At 50.9% G+C, this 16,194-nt stretch carries 16 protein-coding genes; 4 read left to right on the top strand and 12 right to left on the bottom strand.

The window, feature by feature from the left end; translation table 11 throughout:
- Position 1: 1 nt before the first annotated feature.
- From AB1757_09365 to AB1757_09310, 12 genes are all read right to left on the bottom strand, one after another.
- Positions 2-1,186: a 4Fe-4S dicluster domain-containing protein gene (locus tag AB1757_09365; GenBank protein ID MEW6127235.1), complete on the bottom strand. Its 1,185-nt coding sequence runs from the start codon at positions 1,184-1,186 to the stop codon at positions 2-4.
- A gap of 74 nt (positions 1,187-1,260) precedes the next feature.
- Positions 1,261-1,941 (bottom strand): hydrogenase nickel incorporation protein HypB, encoded by a 681-nt coding sequence (hypB, locus tag AB1757_09360; GenBank protein MEW6127234.1) that lies wholly within the window; start codon positions 1,939-1,941, stop codon positions 1,261-1,263.
- A gap of 12 nt (positions 1,942-1,953) precedes the next feature.
- Positions 1,954-2,295, bottom strand: coding sequence for a hydrogenase maturation nickel metallochaperone HypA (locus AB1757_09355; GenBank protein ID MEW6127233.1), 342 nt, complete (start codon positions 2,293-2,295; stop codon positions 1,954-1,956).
- A gap of 174 nt (positions 2,296-2,469) precedes the next feature.
- A complete protein-coding gene (locus AB1757_09350) occupies positions 2,470-2,862 on the bottom strand; it encodes a hydrogenase expression/formation C-terminal domain-containing protein (protein ID MEW6127232.1) in 393 nt (130 codons plus the stop codon).
- The gene (locus tag AB1757_09345) at positions 2,828-3,337 is read right to left on the bottom strand and encodes a hydrogenase maturation protease (GenBank protein ID MEW6127231.1); all 510 of its coding nucleotides are present in this window, start codon (positions 3,335-3,337) and stop codon (positions 2,828-2,830) included. The genes AB1757_09350 and AB1757_09345 overlap by 35 nt, the downstream gene beginning before the upstream one ends.
- Complete coding sequence (gene cybH, locus AB1757_09340) at positions 3,322-4,074, bottom strand: Ni/Fe-hydrogenase, b-type cytochrome subunit (protein MEW6127230.1); 753 nt, start codon at positions 4,072-4,074, stop codon at positions 3,322-3,324. Before cybH ends, AB1757_09345 begins: the two co-directional genes overlap by 16 nt.
- Positions 4,075-4,094: 20 nt before the next feature.
- Positions 4,095-5,825 (bottom strand): nickel-dependent hydrogenase large subunit, encoded by a 1,731-nt coding sequence (locus tag AB1757_09335; protein MEW6127229.1) that lies wholly within the window; start codon positions 5,823-5,825, stop codon positions 4,095-4,097.
- Positions 5,826-5,828: 3 nt separating this feature from the next.
- Complete coding sequence (locus AB1757_09330) at positions 5,829-6,947, bottom strand: hydrogenase small subunit (GenBank protein ID MEW6127228.1); 1,119 nt, start codon at positions 6,945-6,947, stop codon at positions 5,829-5,831.
- A 422-nt stretch (positions 6,948-7,369) separates the two neighbouring features.
- Positions 7,370-9,013: a formate--tetrahydrofolate ligase gene (locus tag AB1757_09325; protein ID MEW6127227.1), complete on the bottom strand. Its 1,644-nt coding sequence runs from the start codon at positions 9,011-9,013 to the stop codon at positions 7,370-7,372.
- A 23-nt stretch (positions 9,014-9,036) separates the two neighbouring features.
- On the bottom strand, positions 9,037-10,140 hold the full coding sequence (locus AB1757_09320) for a PLP-dependent cysteine synthase family protein (protein ID MEW6127226.1): 1,104 nt from the start codon (positions 10,138-10,140) through the stop codon (positions 9,037-9,039).
- A 79-nt stretch (positions 10,141-10,219) separates the two neighbouring features.
- A complete protein-coding gene (locus AB1757_09315; protein MEW6127225.1) occupies positions 10,220-10,729 on the bottom strand; it encodes a CBS domain-containing protein in 510 nt (169 codons plus the stop codon).
- Between the two features lie 268 nt (positions 10,730-10,997).
- Positions 10,998-11,411, bottom strand: a complete 414-nt coding sequence (locus AB1757_09310) for a c-type cytochrome (GenBank protein MEW6127224.1) — start codon at positions 11,409-11,411, stop codon at positions 10,998-11,000.
- Positions 11,412-11,748: 337 nt separating this feature from the next.
- On the opposite strand from AB1757_09310, the gene AB1757_09305 reads away from it, so the two are divergent.
- The 4 genes from AB1757_09305 (at position 11,749) to AB1757_09290 (ending at position 16,148) form a co-directional block, all read left to right on the top strand.
- Positions 11,749-12,210, top strand: coding sequence for an HPF/RaiA family ribosome-associated protein (locus tag AB1757_09305; protein ID MEW6127223.1), 462 nt, complete (start codon positions 11,749-11,751; stop codon positions 12,208-12,210).
- A 3-nt stretch (positions 12,211-12,213) separates the two neighbouring features.
- On the top strand, positions 12,214-12,450 hold the full coding sequence (locus tag AB1757_09300) for a hypothetical protein (protein MEW6127222.1): 237 nt from the start codon (positions 12,214-12,216) through the stop codon (positions 12,448-12,450).
- 47 nt (positions 12,451-12,497) lie between these two features.
- Positions 12,498-13,418: a universal stress protein gene (locus tag AB1757_09295; GenBank protein MEW6127221.1), complete on the top strand. Its 921-nt coding sequence runs from the start codon at positions 12,498-12,500 to the stop codon at positions 13,416-13,418.
- A 177-nt stretch (positions 13,419-13,595) separates the two neighbouring features.
- Positions 13,596-16,148 (top strand): AMP-binding protein, encoded by a 2,553-nt coding sequence (locus tag AB1757_09290; GenBank protein MEW6127220.1) that lies wholly within the window; start codon positions 13,596-13,598, stop codon positions 16,146-16,148.
- Positions 16,149-16,194 lie beyond the last annotated feature (46 nt).

Below are 16,194 nucleotides of genomic sequence, written 5' to 3'. Positions count from 1 at the left end.
TTCACACCTCCTTATCCGGCAGTTCGCTTGCCATAATGTCACTGGTAGCGGTTTCGCTGGTAGCGGTTTCGCTGGTAGCGTTTTCGCTTTCACGAATCGCCCGCGTCTCTTCGGTAATGTCTATGCCGACCGGACACCAGGTGATGCACCGCCCGCAACCAACGCAACCCGACGAACCGAATTGATCAATCCAACTCGCCAGTTTATGGGTCATCCATTGGCGATAACGCGATTTGGTTGAATGGCGAACATTGCCGCCATGTATGTAAGAAAAATCCAAGGTGAAACAGGAATCCCACTTGCGCACACGCTCGGCATGCTCGCCGCGCAAATCGGTTACGTCTTCAACGGTTGTGCAAAAACAGGTCGGACAGACCATCGTGCAATTGGCACAGGTCAAACAACGCTTTGCGACATCATCCCAACGCGGATGTTCCATATTGCGATAGAGCAACTCTTTAATCCCATCGGTATTGAGTTGTCGCCCCATATGTTCAGCGGACTGACGCAACAACTCATCGGCGTGTTGATTTTCTACGTCTGTGGATTGGCGATGGGGAATTTGTTCGAGAATCGCTTCACCACGTTCGCTCCCGCTTTCAACGACGAAATAATGCTGATTGTCCTGCAAAATTTCAGTAAGCGATAAATCGAAACCCCTGGTGGCTTTCGGCCCGGTCTTCATCGATGTGCAAAAGCAGGTGTTTCCCGGTTGCGTGCAATTGACGGCAACGATGAAAAGGTTTTCGCGGTTGGTTGCGTAAGTTTGGTCGGTGATTTGTCCTTGCAGAAAAACCCGGTCTTGAATTTCGATGGCGTGAATCTCGCAAGCGCGCACGCCTAAGAAAGCAAACTTAGGCGACTGGCGTCGCGCTTCGATGAAATGCAAGCCATTGGCGTCACGTCGCGCTTGCCAGAGGCGAACGGTCGGCGGGTGAAGAAATTTTTTCCACGAATGCGGTCCGACAACATAACCGAACAACGCCTGGTCATGGCGTTTTTTCAAACGGTAGATACCCGCTTCCTGTTCATCCGTCCAACCGATGGGGAATTCCTGAACCGATTCGACGCGGTCATAAACGATTGCGCCATCACTGATGGTCGGAGCCATCACTTGAAAACCTTCACCGATTAACACGTCAATCAGTTTTTGAAAATCGCGGCTTTCGATAATTGCCTGCTTCATGACATCCGCCGTTGGTAAAAATTACTCAACCAGTTTGCATCCGGGGCGCTGATTATTAAAAAGCAAAGGTGAACTTATGAAAAATTCGCCATTGCATTTTGCTTATGAGTTTCAACGCAATTCCTAAGCCACACGACCCATTCATCCAACCCCTCTTGGGTGCGACAGGAAATCGGAAAAATTTTGGCTTCGGGGTTGACTTCCAAAACATTGCGTTCAAGTTCAGCGAGTTCAACCCCCGAATAAGGAAGCAAATCAATTTTGTTGAGCAACACGGCTTGCGATTCATGGAACATGAAGGGGTATTTCTTGGGTTTTTCCGCGCCTTCAACTGTCGAGTAAACCATCACCCGCAAATCTTCGCCGAGATTGAATTCGGCGGGGCAAACCAGATTGCCGACATTTTCAATCAACAATAAATCCAAATCATTGACCTTGAAATGGTGAAGCGCATGGTGAACCATTTTGGCGTCGAGGTGGCATACGGTTCCGGTGGTGATTTGATAAGCCGGAACGCCAAGCGCGGCGATGCGGTCGGCGTCGAGCGTGGTCATCAAATCGCCTTCGATGACGCCGAGCCGATAATCCGATTTGATGCGCTTGATGGTGGCTTCGAGCACAGAGGTTTTTCCTGCGCCGGGCGCTGACATAAAATTGATAACGAAGATGTTGTGACGGTTAAAGAAGATTTGGTTTTCCGCCGCCAGTGCTTCGTTGGCTTCGAGGATGTTGGATTCGAGAGTTACCTGATGCATTTTATCTCCCGTCTATTCAATATCGAGATATTCGATTTGCAATTCTCTGCCGGCAATGATTATCAACATTTCGTTGCACTTGGGACAGAGCAAATTGAAATCATTGATTGATGATTCGACTTCGCCGCAACGCTGACAATGAACCCGCAGTTTGATGGTTTCGATTTCAAGTTCTGAGTTGTGAGCCATTGTCTCGAGTTTCATTGCCGCGAAAGAAAATTCCAACGCCTCGCGAACCACGCCGCGAAATTCACCGACCTTGAGTTTGATTTTTTTTATGGCGCATGCGCCGTGCTCGCGGGCTTGCCGTTCGGCGACTTCGAGAATGCCTTGAATGATGGCGGCTTCGTGCATAAAAGTCTCTACAAACCTGGCGACCTCTGCATTTTTCTCTGCCTCTCGGCGGTTTCATTTACCGGCAAAACCGCAGAGAACGCGGAGGTTTTCGCAGAGGTCGCTGAAATTCACACCGACAATTTGTTAAGCCAATCAATTTGAAAATTGACCCCGGTCGTCAAATGTTCACATCTACGCCGGCAAGATTTTTTTCCCGTCTGAATCATACTCTGCGGTCAAGGCTTCCAATTTCGCGATACCGAATTCCATATCTTCGCGTTGAGCTTTGGTAAGCATCGGCACTTCGGCGATTTCAATGGTTCTGAGCGTCACTTTGTTATTCGAGTTGCGATATTCACCCCACCAGACGCCGGCGATTTTCGCTTCTTGCCAGAAGGTATGTTCGGCGCCGCGATAATCAATCGTCAAATTGCCGCGTCCGAGTGTTTCATCGAGAAATTGCGAATCATTATTGGTAAGCGGGAAATTCAAAATGTTGATGGTGCGGGTTGCGCCATTCACTCTCAGTTCAATCAACGCATGTTTGATTTCATTGAGCAGCGCCAAAGCATTCATGAGTTCCATTTGTGTGATTCCTCCAACGGTTTACCTGCGCGGTTATTTTTTCAACGACTGCATCAATCGAAGATGCGACTTCCGCACACATCGGTTCGCCCCAAAGGTGACTTTTGGGTTGTACGCCGAAAAAGACGAACTCCTGTGGTTGATAGTTGAGCAGTTGCATCAGCGCGAGAACTTCGTGAAAGGAGACTTGATGCTCGGACATTTTGACGCTCAGTTTTGCAGGAACTTGTTCGGCATCAAGTCTCACGATTTCGCCGGGGGTTCCGCCAAAGGCTATGGCATCGGCAACAATGATGTGGGTGCGGTCTTTCAGATAAGGCAACAGGTACAACCCTTGCGACCCGCCGTCTACCACATCAACTCCGGCGAGATCATTACAAGTTTTGCAACGCCTGGCTACTTCGACGCCGAAACCATCATCGCCGAGAAGCGGATTGCCGATGCCTAAAATGACCAGATTCATTCCTTCTTCCATGGTTTCTCGTTCGGTTTCCAACTCGCGGGGCGAATCTTGATGCCGGTGATGATCGACGACAACAAGCCTTTCTCCGCGAAAATTTCATAATAAAAAACGAAAGCGATGTGGTGAATCATAAAAGCGATGATCGCCCACATCATCAACCGATGGATGCTGCGCACATTGGCTTCGCTGCCAAATAGCGGAACCACCCATCCGAAAAAGGTATCGAGGAATCCGCCGGGATTGATTTTGCCAGCCATCGCAAATCCGGTGACACCGATAAACGAGGCGGCAAGAAACAGCAGTGAATAACTGAGCGACGCCAGCGCGTTATGACCGAGGGTGTGCGGTTCGCGGTCAACATAACGCAGAGAAAGATATTCTTTTAACTTCCACCAGACTTCGCGCCAGTAATCGCCTTGCCAGAGGTTGAGGCGAAACCACTGGCTGTAAGTTTTACCGGCGAAAAACCAGTAAAATCTCACCAAGCCATTCATGGTGAAAACTACCGCCGCAATGAAATGCAGATTTTTCATCGTCGCCATCGAATGCGCGCCGTAGGGTTCATCAACCGTGGGGCGGAAAAAGGGCCCGCCGATATAAAAACCCGTGTAAATCAAAGTGGCGACCGCAAACAGGTTGACCCAGTGCGTAAGGCGCACGATTCTGTCCCAGACGTAATACCTGACCGTGCGTTCGGTCTTCACCTGCGGCACAGCCTCGACTTTTATGTGTTGAACATCCGCTGTCATCTCAAGTGGCCTCCTTTCCCCTATTTGACCACTTCGACCTGCGTGATTTCGTTGCCGTCCATATCGAGAACGTGCGTCGAACACGCAAGACAAGGGTCGAATGAGTGAATCACCCGAAGAATTTCGAGCGGTTGTTTGGGGTCGTGAACCGGCAGACCAATCAACGAGGCTTCAAAGGGTCCGTGCTGTCCGGTCGGGTCTTTCGGGGAACCGTTCCAGGTGGTGGCAACGACCGCTTGATAGTTGGAAATTTTCTGGTCTTTGATTTTTACCCAATGGGCGAGCGCGCCGCGCGGCGCGCCATAAGTGCCAACGCCTTTCAGTTCGCCCGCTCCCCAGGTCGATGGCTCCCATTTTTCGGTATTCGCGGTTTGATAATCGCCGGCTTTGATGTTGGCTATCAACTCTTCGTAAAGTTTCTTGAGCAACACGGCGGCGCGACGAGTTTCAATGCCGCGCGCCAACGTGCGACCAAGCGTCGAATAAATCGCTTCAATCGGCACGCCCAAAATCTTCAACGCCTCATCAACGTAACTGCGAACTTCTTCGTCTTTATGGGCATAGGCGAGAATGGTGCGCGAGAGCGGGCCACCTTCCATAGCGTGACCGCGCCAGCGCGGCGCTTTCATCCAGGAATATTTCTTGTCCATTTCCAGAAATTCCCAGGGCGGTTTCGGGCCATCATATTTCGGCGCGGTTTCGCCATCCCAGGGGTGGAAACCTTTGGCATTGCCTTGCGAATACTCGAACCACGAATGCGAAATGAATTCCTGAATCTGTTCGGGGTCGCGCGGGTCAACTTCAAAAATTTCATTGAGGTTGCCGTTTAAAATCGCGCCGCCTTTCCAGCGATTGGTTTTCGGGTCGCCGCCGACGGTCGGAAAATCGCCGTAATCGAGAATGCCTTTGTTGCTCACCCCGCCGCCCCATTTCGCCCAGTCTTTATAAAACCCGGCGATGGCGACGAGGTCTGGATAATAGACCTGTTCGACCATATCAATGGCTTCGTCGATTTTGGCTTTCACCAGTGTGAGTTTATCGATGTTGATAGCGTCGGGATGATTGGGATTGATGGCGCAGGGGACGCCGCCGACAATCAGATTGGGATGCGGATTTTTGCCGCCATAAACCGCATGAATCTTGACGATTTCCCGTTGCCAGTCGAGCGCCTCAAGATAATGCGCAACCGCCAGGAGATTGACTTCGGGCGGCAACTTATAAGCGGGATGTCCCCAGTAACCATTGGCGAAAATGCCGAGTTGTCCCGACTCGACAAATTTTTTCAAACGATTCTGCACATCGGTGAAATAACCGACGGATGATTTGGGCCAACGCGAAATTTTTTGCGCCAGTTCCGATGTCGCTTTCGGGTCGGCTTTGAGCGATGACACCACATCGACCCAATCAAGCGCATGCAGGTGATAGAAATGAACCACGTGGTCGTGAATATGCAACGCGGCAATCAGTTGATTGCGAATGTTATTGGCGTTTGCAGGAATCTTGATGCCGAGCGCATCTTCAACGGCGCGCACCGAGGTCACCGCATGCACCAGGGTGCAGACGCCGCAGATGCGTTCAGCCAAAGCCCAGGCATCGCGCGGGTCGCGTCCCTGCAAAATGATTTCGATGCCGCGAAACAAGGCGCTGGTGCAGGACGCATCACTGATGACGTTATCATCGCCAACAACGGTTTGCACGCGAAGGTGTCCTTCGATGCGGGTAATCGGGTCAACAACAACTCTTTGAGCCATAACTTATTCCTCCTTCCCTTCGGTCGCGCTGGCGTCTTGCGGCGTTGCAGTGGGTTCAACAGGTTTCTTGCTGGTGGCTTTCTTTATCGCCGAAGTAACGAGATGAATGCCTGTGGCGGCGGCGACGCCACCTGCGAACAGTCCGCCAATCTGGTCAGCCGTCGCAAATCCCGGAAGCGGCACATCCGGCACATGCGAATAGAGCGGTTGTCTATCCCAGTAATCAGGTTCCGAACAACCAAGGCAAGGATGCCCGGATTGAATCGGGAAACTGACACCTTCGTTCCATTTGGTCACCGAGCATGAGTTATAGGTTACAGGTCCGCGACAGCCGACTTTGTACAGACACCAGCCTTTGCGCGCCCCTTCATCATCAAATTTTTCAACATACATACCGGCGTCAAAGAAAGCGCGACGATAGCATTTGTCGTGGATGCGTTGACCGTAAAAGACGCGCGGACGTTGGAGATTATCGAGCACCGGCAACGAACCGAAAGTCACCAGATGAACAATCGTTCCCATAATCACTTCGGCAATCGGCGGGCAGCCGGGAATGTTGACGACCGGCTTGTTGGTGATGATTTTACCCACAGGTTTGCAGCCGGTCGGGTTGGGTTTAGCAACCGTGACGCAACCAAACGATGAACACGAACCGACGCAGATAATCGCGCTTGCGCCTTCGGCGGCTTTTTGCAGATGCTCAAGCGCGGTTTGCCCGCCGACTGTGCAATAGATGCCGCCATCGGCGGTCGGCACCGAGCCTTCGACCGCGAGGATATATTTACCGAAATTCTCTTTCATGCCTTTTTCGGTAATCTCCTGCGCCTGAGTGCCGGCGGCGACTTGTATGGTTTCCATGTAATCGAGCGAGATGAGTCCTAAGATGGCATCGGCGACCAGTGGGTGCGAAGATTTAATCAGCGATTCACTGCAACAACTGCAAGCCGCGAAATTGAGCCAATAGACAGGCGGACGCGGCGCGGTTTCCAAAGCTTTAACGACTGTTGGAATGAGGGTGGTTTCAAGTCCTAGAAAAGCAGTGGTGGTCGCGCAGAATCTCAAAAAGTCGCGTCTTGAAATTCCTGTCCGTCGCGCTGCTTCGTAAAAAGTTTCAATCGGCATGACTCCTCCTTTCGCGGCTTGTGGGCGAATCTTTTGCCAACAGCACTGACTAACAAAGAATTTCGCCGCAGCCGGAATTGATGAATAGAATGCAAAGATCAATAAATAAAATCGGCAGAGAAAATGCGCCATCGCATCTTCTCAAGTGCCTGTGATTGAGATTGATTTCGGGAATTCGAGCTTACGTACAGCCCTTGAACACACGGGCTTCGATTGGCATCAGGCAAAATGCATTCCAGCCGAAAAGGTGAGAAAAATTACCGTTCGAGGTTTTATAGTACAAATATGGTGCGGAAATTTCCGGTCTTGCGGAAATTCCCGCGTTGCGCCTGAGTGATTTTGACCAATGTTAAAATTTGAAACAGGTTTTCTAAAAATTAAATTTTCCGACCTGCGAAAAATTTTCCTGACAGGAGGCTTGCTCAACTCAATCCGAAAATCGCGCCGCTCTCGTCAACATCCATCTTCGCGGCTTGCGGCACTTTCGGAAGTCCGGGCATCAACATCATCGCGCCCGCGACCACCACCACAAATCCCGCTCCCGCCGAGACGTGCGCATCCGTGACCGTCAATGTCCAACCCTTTGGAGCGCCAATCAATTTCGGGTTATCGGAAAGCGATGCAGGGGTTTTCGCCATACACACGGGCATTTTGTCAAAACCGAGCGCCGCGAATTTCTTCAATTTCTTGCGGGCATCGGATTCAAAATAGACGCCGCTTGCGCCGTAAATTTCCGTAGCAATCTTTTCGACCTTCTGTTCAATGCCGAGGTTCAAATCATAAAGCGAACGCACCTCATTTGTGTTGGTTTTATCGGCAACCGCTATAACTTTTTCTGCCAACTCCAAAGCCCCTTCGCCGCCTCTGGTGAAGACTTCCGTAAGCGCGCATTCGACCCCCGCTTCGCGACAGAAATTCTGCACGATGGCGATTTCCGATTCCCTGTCATTGGGGAACCGATTGATGGCGACGACCACCGGCACGTTGAACTTTTTCAGATTCTCAAGGTGTTTTTCGAGATTGCTTAACCCTCTGCGCAAGGCGACACCGGTTTCTTCATTTGCCTCGCCGGATGCGCCGTGCGCCGCCAACGCTTTAATGGTGGCGACGACGACGGCGGCAGCAGGTTTAATGCCCGATGCCTGCATCACCAGATCGAAATATTTTTCCGCGCCTAAATCCGCGCCGAATCCCGATTCGTTGACGACATAATCGGCAAGCTTCAAAGCCATCTGTTGCGAGACGATGCTGCTGGTGCCGTGCGCGATGTTGGCAAACGGTCCGGTATGCACAAACGCCGGAGTGTTTTCCGTCGTCTGCACCAGATTGGGCATAATCGCTTCGTTTAAAACAACCATCATCGCGCCCGTCACATTCAAATCGCGGGCGCGAATCAAATGTCCATCCAAATCAAACCCGACAGCTATGTCTTCCAAGCGACGGCGCAAATCCTGACGCGAAGTGGCAAGCCCGATAATCGCCATGACTTCTGATGCGGCGGTAATCACAAAGCCGGTTTCTCGCGGCACGCCATTGGTTTTGCCGCCAAGCCCGACGATGATGTGCCGCAAGGCGCGGTCGTTCATATCGATGGTGCGCGGCAGAAAAATATTGTCCACATCGATGCGTAAAGCGTTGCCGTGATGAATGTGCGAATCAACGGCGGCGGCAAGCAGATTGTGCGCTGTGGTGACCGCGTGAAAATCACCTGTGAAGTGCAGGTTGATGCGTTCGGCGGGCAGGACTTGCGATTTGCCGCCGCCGGTTGCGCCGCCTTTCAGACCAAATACCGGACCAAGCGACGGTTCGCGCAAGGTGACGATGGCTTTTTTGCCCAGGCGGTTGATGGCTTGCGAAAGCCCTATGGAAACGACGGTCTTGCCTTCGCCATGATTTGTGGGGGTGATGGCAGTGACCATAATCAATTTGCCGTCTTTTTTAGGCTGCAAATCGGTCAGCAATTTCAGCCTAAGTTTTGCCATGTGCCAGCCGTAATTGACGGCGTATTCATCGGGTATGGCGAGTTGTTCAACGATTGCGCGAATTGGTTTGAGTCCTTCGTACATAACTTTTTCCTTCTGGGGTCGCATCAATGCAGGGTGAGTGAGGTGAGCGGATTCGTCACTTCATCAAAATCAAAACAGGTCTGGCACACGCGCCGGAAAGCGCGAAAGCTTTGTAGTTCAATATCGGGCGCGAGGTAGTCGAATTTCACAGGCTCTTCGCGCAGCAAATCGGTGCTTAAATATTTTTTGTTGTCATCGGGAAACACAGTCACCACCACCGCGTCTTGACCCAATTCATTTTGCGCCATCAATGCGCCGATAAAATTTGCGCCCGAAGAGATGCCGACCGCGAGTCCGAGATTTGCCGCCAGCTTTTGCGCCATCAAAATCGCATCGCCATCCGAAACGGCAATCACCTGATCGAGTTCATCGAGATTAACGATTGCCGGAATGAATTCATCGGAAATGCCTTGAATGCGATGCTGCCCGACTTTGTGACCTGTAGAAAGAGTCGGCGATTCGGCGGGTTCAAGCGGGTGCAGTTTAATGTGTGGATTCATCCGCCGAAGAAAGCGCCCGACCCCCATAATCGTGCCACCGGTGCCGACGCCGGCGACAAAAGCGTCGGGCACAAGCCCTGCGGATTGCAACTGGTGCCAGATTTCCGGCGCGGTCGTCTGTTCGTGGGCTTCAACGTTGGCATCATTAGAGAACTGGCTCGGCAGAAAAACCTGCTTATCGCGTTGGGCAAGCTCTTCGGTGAGTCGTATGCTGCCTAAAAAGCCGCCCTGTTCGCGCGACACCGGAACGATTTCCGCGCCGAGGCTGCGAATCAAAGCGACGCGCTCACGGCTCATCCAATCGGGCATAAAAATTACCACGCGATGACCGAGCGCCCGCCCGATTGCCGAAAAAGCGATGCCGGTATTGCCGCTGGTGGCTTCGGCAATCGTCGCGCCGGGTTGAATCTTGCCCGATTGATAGGCTTTTTTGAGAATATGAAACGCCATGCGGTCTTTGATACTGCCGGTAAGGTTGAGGTTTTCGGCTTTGGCGTAAATGATGCGCGCTTGGTTTTTGTAGGTGAAACGGATTGCCAGAAGCGGCGTGTTGCCAATCATGTGTTTCAAATCTTTGAAGCGGTCTATGGATTGGCGGTCGAGTAGAGATATTGATTCAATCATCATGTTTCCGAATAAAAACGCAAAAAAGTTTGCGTGAGCAAAATCGCCATGAGTTTGGATTTCGCTCACGCAAGGTTACAGGTCAGGTGGTTGCGGTCATTGAAGCAATAGTGGGTTGTTCTAATTCCATATCTTCGGCGTGACAATGTTCACAAATCGCCTTGAAGGTTTTCATTACATCATCGTAAGTCAAATCCACAGGCTTATGGGCATCAGCCGGTTTGGCATGCGTAACCACATCGTTCAGGGAGAGGATGCCTGCAAGTTTTGCTTCATCGTTGACTACCGGCAACCGGCGAACTTTCTCTTTACGCATCAGTTTGAGCGCCGTATGAATATCATCATCAGCTTTGCAACCCCACACATGACCGGTCATCACTTCGCCGGCGATAATTTCATTGGCGCATTGATTGCGCGTGCCAACGGCAATGGCTATATCGCGGTCAGTGATGATGCCTTCAACCGTACCGTCATCGGTTATTACGGGAAGCATGCCGCAATCGCCTTCCCACATAATGGCGGCGGCAGTTGCCAGATTGGTGTTAAACCCACATACCCTTACCCTCTCACTCATCACATCTTTCACTTTCATTTCGATTGCCTCCTTTCGTCAGCCGCAAAAGGGCTGAATAGATTTTGCTGCTCAACAGCGTTCTAAGTCATGGTTTGAAAGTTCTGAACACTTTTAAAATCGGGAACCCGTGCGATTTCCATTCTGATAACCAACCTTGGCAGCCGAAAAAGAATTCCGAACGCTTCTCACCTTAATCGAGTTTGTGACCTATTGAACATTCTCCAAAAACTCTCACGCTCAACCGTTGCTCCGGGCTGAGGGGCGCTCAGGTTGACTGCTCAGAGGTTCACTTTTTCTGAATGGACTCTATGTATTTTGTCAATGCATAGACATTAAGTATCGAATGAGTTTGACCTTTTTTGAGTCGGAAAATATTTCCCCAAACCGGCATCTCTTTCGTTCCGTGTATGGTCAGTTCGGTTTGACCTACCTCACCAGCGATGACATTTTGGATGCGAAGACTGGGGAATTTCCCTTCGTTCTTCTCAATTGCTGTCAGATCAGGGGGAGCTACTTTCAGATTGGGTGTCACGGGTCCATTGCCCATGCCATCAATACCGTGACAGCTGGCACAATATTGTAAGTAAAGCTTACGCCCTCGGTCATTTGCAGTAGCTAATGTTTGAAAAGAACTGTTTGCGAGAAGGACTAACGAAATCAACATCATAAAGGAGACTACCTTGGCAAATCTCTTAAACATCAGATTCACCTCCTTTCGTCAATTGTTAGCCTGCCCATTATACCTTAGCGATCAGTTATTCCTCCATTCGTAATGAATATATAAAAACCACATCCTTTTTATTGTTGCAAAATTCAGACCGAAGTTATTAAGGGGTATTTCCTTGTTCAATCTGAAGCTTTTGTGCAAACTTCCCCATCGCTTGGGTGAAAGCGCGCAACCCTGTTCGCCACTGAAGCCTTTTTCTGCCCGTCGCATCACTCGCAAGATTCGGTACGTCGGTTGCCTGTTGATTTATATGTTGACTCTCGAAGGGGAGAGTCACCGTAGTTAAAACTATTTTTGAAAGGGCAACGATATGACACTTCCAGTACAAATCACGTTTCGCAATATGCAGTCTTCGGATGCCATCGAGGCATTAATTCGTGACCGAGCCGCCAAACTTGAAAATTACTACAACCGCATTTTAGGATGCCGGGTCCTGGTCGAGGTTCCCAATCGCCATCACTTGCGGGGTCGCCATCGTCATATCAAAATTGACCTGGTAGTGCCCGATGAAGAACTGGTCATCAACCATGAACCTAATTTGCATGCCAAGAAAAAGCAGCTTGAAAACGAGGAGTACAGCAAAAGCGAAGAATGGAACGCTCCGCACAAAGACATCAAAGTGGCAATTCGCGAAGCGTTCGACGTTGCCAAACGCCGCTTGCTCGATTATGCGCAACGCAAACGGTTGGATGTAAAACAACACAGCCGACCGGCAATCAAGCGGCGCAAAAAGGTTGAAATTGCCAAAACCGAAATTCTTGATGAGGGGTGAATTATGCTTAAAGAAAACCTGAATCCTGAAGAAAAGTTGAACGCCTTCAACCGTCCGACAATCTACAAAACCGCAACCAATATTCATCCGTTGCACTGTCGGGAATGCGCGCGACTTTACTATGTTGACGAAGACATTTACCGCCGCGCCGTAGCCGGGTTTGTCGGCGACCTTTCGGAAGTTCGTTTTGTGTGTGAGGCTTGTGAAAGCGGCTATGGCGAAGAAGCCCACGGGCATTAAACGCAATCACCGCTTTGCGAAAGCGAAGAGGCGAGGAGGTCAGTTGTATGAAAACCTTGATGGCTACCGATGGTTCAAAAGAATCGACTACGGCTTTGCGCACCGCCAGCCGCCTGATTCGTCAGGACGGCAATGAAGTCGATGTGTTATGCGTAGCGCCGGAATTCTATCCACTCAAAAGCAAAAGCCGCGCGGCAAGCGCAAATCAGAACAAAATTCGCCAGCATTATCAACGACGCATCGCGCAGGAAACCAAGGCGATTCTTGATAAAGCCATGACCGCACTGCTTTCGCGAAGCATCGCTGCGCATACCGTTTCGGAAATCGGTTCGCCCGCAGACATCATTGTGCGCATGGCTGATGAATATGAGGTGACGGTTGTCGGTTCCAAAGGCAAATTTACCGCGGCAAACGTCGGGCTTGGTCCCGTCGCCTCTCGCGTCGTCGAACGCGCGCAGGGCGTCGTGCTGGTTGCCAGAGAGTTGACCACCGATGAAAACCTGCGCGTGTTGATTGCCGTGGACGGCTCGCTTGCGTCAATCAATGCGCTCAAAGTGATGCGCGAGTTTTTTAATCTGAGCGGCGCGGAAATCACCTTGATTCATGTGAAAGAAACCCCCTGGATTCATCTGGGCTTGGAGCGCGAGTGGTTCGATTATGCGACCGATACCTTCGACAAATCCGACCCGGAAATTCAACTCGAAATCGAATTCCAACGCGAAGCCGAAGCGGTTTTGGAAGAAGCTCAGAACCGTCTCGACAAATTGAACTATTCGGTTTCGACGGTGATTCAGGAAGGCAATCCGGCGACCGAGATTTTAGGCGAAGCTGAAAATGGCGATTACGATTTAATCATTCTCGGAGCCACCGGCTCCGTAGATGCCAAACACCATATGCTGGGCAGCGTCTCTGCAAAAGTTGCCTGGCAAGCGCCCTGTTCGGTCGCCATTGTGAGGTTTATCGAATAATTTGCGTTGTCACCTCCTTGAGGTTTCTCCTTTGGCTCGACATCGCCACGCAGGTAACCGGCATAGTTTTCTCCATGCGACTAAGACGGAACCTGCAAAGCGCTGTTGAGCCTTTTTTTATAAACCGCCATAATACTCGCAGGGCAGTGAGTTCGATTCGCTTCAGAAAAAATATTCATGCGTACTACATTACTCAGTTTCATTGACGATTTTGCCCGTCGTAAACGAGAGAAAGTCTTTTCTCATAAACCCGAACTCAGAGTCGTGGAGTGGTCAGGCGAACAGGTCGCCGAGTCCATCTATCAATTCGCCCGCGAACTTGATGCCCGCCGGATTGCAAAAGGCGACCGCGTGTTGCTGTGGGCAAAAAACCGCCCCGAATGGGTGGTCGCGTTTTTCGGCTGTCTGCTGCGCGGCGTGGTGGTCGTGCCGCTCGATTTACATAGCTCGTTGGATTTTGTCGAGCGCGTCAAAGCGCAAACCACCCCGAAACTTTTAATCTATAGCGATGAATATGGCATCGCGCTTGACCAAACGCTTGACCGCATCAAACTCGAAGACCTCGCGCAAATCATTAAACAACATTCAACCGCGCCTTATTCACAAGCCGATATTAATGAAGATGACCTGGTTGAAATCATTTACACATCCGGGACGACTGCCGACCCGAAAGGCGTGTGCCTGACGCATAAAAATTTACTGGCAAATATTTTGCCGCTTGAACGTGGAATGCAGAAATATCTGCGCTTTGAATGGCTCATTCACCCGATGCGCTTTTTGAGTCTGGTGCCGCTCTCGCACGTCTTCGGTCAATTTATGGGACTGTTCGTGCCGCAACTTTTGACCGGCGAAGTCCATTTTCAGGAATCTCTAAACCCATCGGAAATCATTACGACTGTCAAACGCGAGCGCATCTCGGTCATCGTCACCATCCCGCGACTGCTGGAATCACTGCGCGATAAAATCGAACGCGAATGGCAAGCGAGCGGCGAAGCCGAAAAATTTCATCAACGGTTCAAAGCCGTCGAAGGCAAACATTTCCTCAGAAAATGGCTGGCTTTTAAAGATATTCACCGTCGCTTAGGCTGGAAGTTCTGGGCTTTTGTTTCGGGCGGCGCAACCCTCGATGCGGAGACTGAAGAGTTCTGGCATCGCCTCGGTTATTTAACCGTGCAAGGTTATGGGATGACTGAGACCGCATCGCTGGTGAGTTTCAATAATCCTTTCGAGGCAACGCGCGGGTCGATTGGCAAAACCTTTGCAAGTCAGGAAATCAAGATTGATGAAAGCGGCGAAATCCTGGTGCGCGGCACCAATGTCTCGCCCGGTTACTGGCAAAACGGTGTCAAACCGTTTGCCGGCGCGGAAGGCTGGTTGCGCACCGGCGATATTGCCGAACGCGATGCGGAAGGCAAACTGTTTTTCAAAGGGCGCAAAAAAGATGTGATTGTCACGGCAGCGGGTTTGAATATCTATGCCGAAGACCTCGAAGCCGCGCTCAACCATCAACCCGAAGTGCGCGACAGTGCCGTGATTGCTATTGAAGGCGCACGCGGCGCGGAACCGCTCGCGGTTTTGTTGCTGCACGACGAACACGCGGATGCGCAAACCATCATCAAACGCGCCAATCAAAGTTTAAGTGAGTATCAACAGATTCGTCGTTGGTTCGTCTGGCAGGATGCGGATTTTCCGCGCACCACGACGACGCAAAAGACCCGCAAACGCGACATCGTTGAAGTGGTGCGCAGTGAACTGGCTGGCAGCAAAGTGCATCAACCCAGTGCCTCACCTTTGCTTGAAACGATTGCGCGACTGAGCGGCGAAGCGGTGTCGCAGCTTAACGCCTCTGCCAATATCGCCACCGATTTAAAACTTGATTCCATCGGTCGCGTTGAACTGCTGAGCGCGCTCGAAGAACGCTATCAGGTTGAACTCGATGAATCGGCATTCACCGCGGCAACCACGCTTGGCGACATTGAAAAAATGATTCACCAAACCGGGACAAGCGGGGAAATCAACCCGCCTGTTGAAGTAAAACGCCCGTATCCCTTTGCCGAGTGGGCTTACCGGTTTCCGGCAACCTGGATTCGTTTGGTGGCGCTATATCTATTGATTTTGCCGGCTGTGCGATTGCTGGGTTCACCGAGCGTGCGCGGCAAAGCGCATCTCAAAAATTTACGCGCGCCGGTTTTATTGGTTTCCAATCACATCACCCAAAACGATGCCGGACTCATTCTTGCCGCCTTGCCGTTTCGCTTCAGGCGCAAACTGGCAATCGCTATGCTTGGTGAAAGGTTGCGCGATATGCGCTATCCGCCAAAGGGTGTCAACTGGTTTCGCGCCGTCATCTGGAAAATCGAATGGCTATTGATTACCGGTTTTTTCAATGTTTTTCCGTTGCCGCAGGAAGGTGGCTTCAGAAAAAGTTTTGCCTTTGCCGGGCAGGCGGTTGATCGCGGTTATAACGTTCTGGTATTTCCCGAAGGTACACGCGCCAAAGACGGGTTGCTGCATCCGTTTATGCGCGGCACGGGTTTGTTGGTCGAAGGATTGAATATCCCGGTTGTGCCGGTAAAGATTGACGGCTTGTTTGAGTTGAAACAAAAAGGCAAACATTTTGCGTTGCCCGGACAGATTAAAATTACTTTTGGCGAATCGGTGAGTTATGCAAACCGCGATGCGGATTTCATTACCAGAGATTTACAACAGCGGGTGGCGAACTTATCGTGATGGGTTTTTTGCCGTTTCGTTTTATTTATCAAATGGAAAAAGACCG

It is taken from the genome of Acidobacteriota bacterium (assembly GCA_040754075.1).
Classification (GTDB): Bacteria; Acidobacteriota; Blastocatellia; order UBA7656; family UBA7656; genus JBFMDH01.
Note: the sequence above shows the minus strand (reverse complement) of the source record. Positions and strands in the feature narration are given on the sequence as shown.

Excerpts from the sequence above, each read along its gene's own strand:
- AB1757_09335 (MEW6127229.1), bottom strand. The coding sequence starts at position 5,825 with ATGGCTCAAAGAGTTGTTGTTGACCCGATTACCCGCATCGAAGGACAC.
- cybH (MEW6127230.1), bottom strand. The coding sequence starts at position 4,074 with ATGACAGCGGATGTTCAACACATAAAAGTCGAGGCTGTGCCGCAGGTG.
- AB1757_09365 (MEW6127235.1), bottom strand. The coding sequence starts at position 1,186 with ATGAAGCAGGCAATTATCGAAAGCCGCGATTTTCAAAAACTGATTGAC.
- AB1757_09305 (MEW6127223.1), top strand. The coding sequence starts at position 11,749 with ATGACACTTCCAGTACAAATCACGTTTCGCAATATGCAGTCTTCGGAT.
- AB1757_09355 (MEW6127233.1), bottom strand. The coding sequence starts at position 2,295 with ATGCACGAAGCCGCCATCATTCAAGGCATTCTCGAAGTCGCCGAACGG.
- AB1757_09320 (MEW6127226.1), bottom strand. The coding sequence starts at position 10,140 with ATGATGATTGAATCAATATCTCTACTCGACCGCCAATCCATAGACCGC.
- AB1757_09300 (MEW6127222.1), top strand. The coding sequence starts at position 12,214 with ATGCTTAAAGAAAACCTGAATCCTGAAGAAAAGTTGAACGCCTTCAAC.
- AB1757_09350 (MEW6127232.1), bottom strand. The coding sequence starts at position 2,862 with ATGGAACTCATGAATGCTTTGGCGCTGCTCAATGAAATCAAACATGCG.
- AB1757_09295 (MEW6127221.1), top strand. The coding sequence starts at position 12,498 with ATGAAAACCTTGATGGCTACCGATGGTTCAAAAGAATCGACTACGGCT.
- AB1757_09325 (MEW6127227.1), bottom strand. The coding sequence starts at position 9,013 with ATGTACGAAGGACTCAAACCAATTCGCGCAATCGTTGAACAACTCGCC.
- hypB (MEW6127234.1), bottom strand. The coding sequence starts at position 1,941 with ATGCATCAGGTAACTCTCGAATCCAACATCCTCGAAGCCAACGAAGCA.
- AB1757_09315 (MEW6127225.1), bottom strand. The coding sequence starts at position 10,729 with ATGAAAGTGAAAGATGTGATGAGTGAGAGGGTAAGGGTATGTGGGTTT.
- AB1757_09290 (MEW6127220.1), top strand. The coding sequence starts at position 13,596 with ATGCGTACTACATTACTCAGTTTCATTGACGATTTTGCCCGTCGTAAA.
- AB1757_09330 (MEW6127228.1), bottom strand. The coding sequence starts at position 6,947 with ATGCCGATTGAAACTTTTTACGAAGCAGCGCGACGGACAGGAATTTCA.
- AB1757_09310 (MEW6127224.1), bottom strand. The coding sequence starts at position 11,411 with ATGTTTAAGAGATTTGCCAAGGTAGTCTCCTTTATGATGTTGATTTCG.
- AB1757_09345 (MEW6127231.1), bottom strand. The coding sequence starts at position 3,337 with ATGGAAGAAGGAATGAATCTGGTCATTTTAGGCATCGGCAATCCGCTT.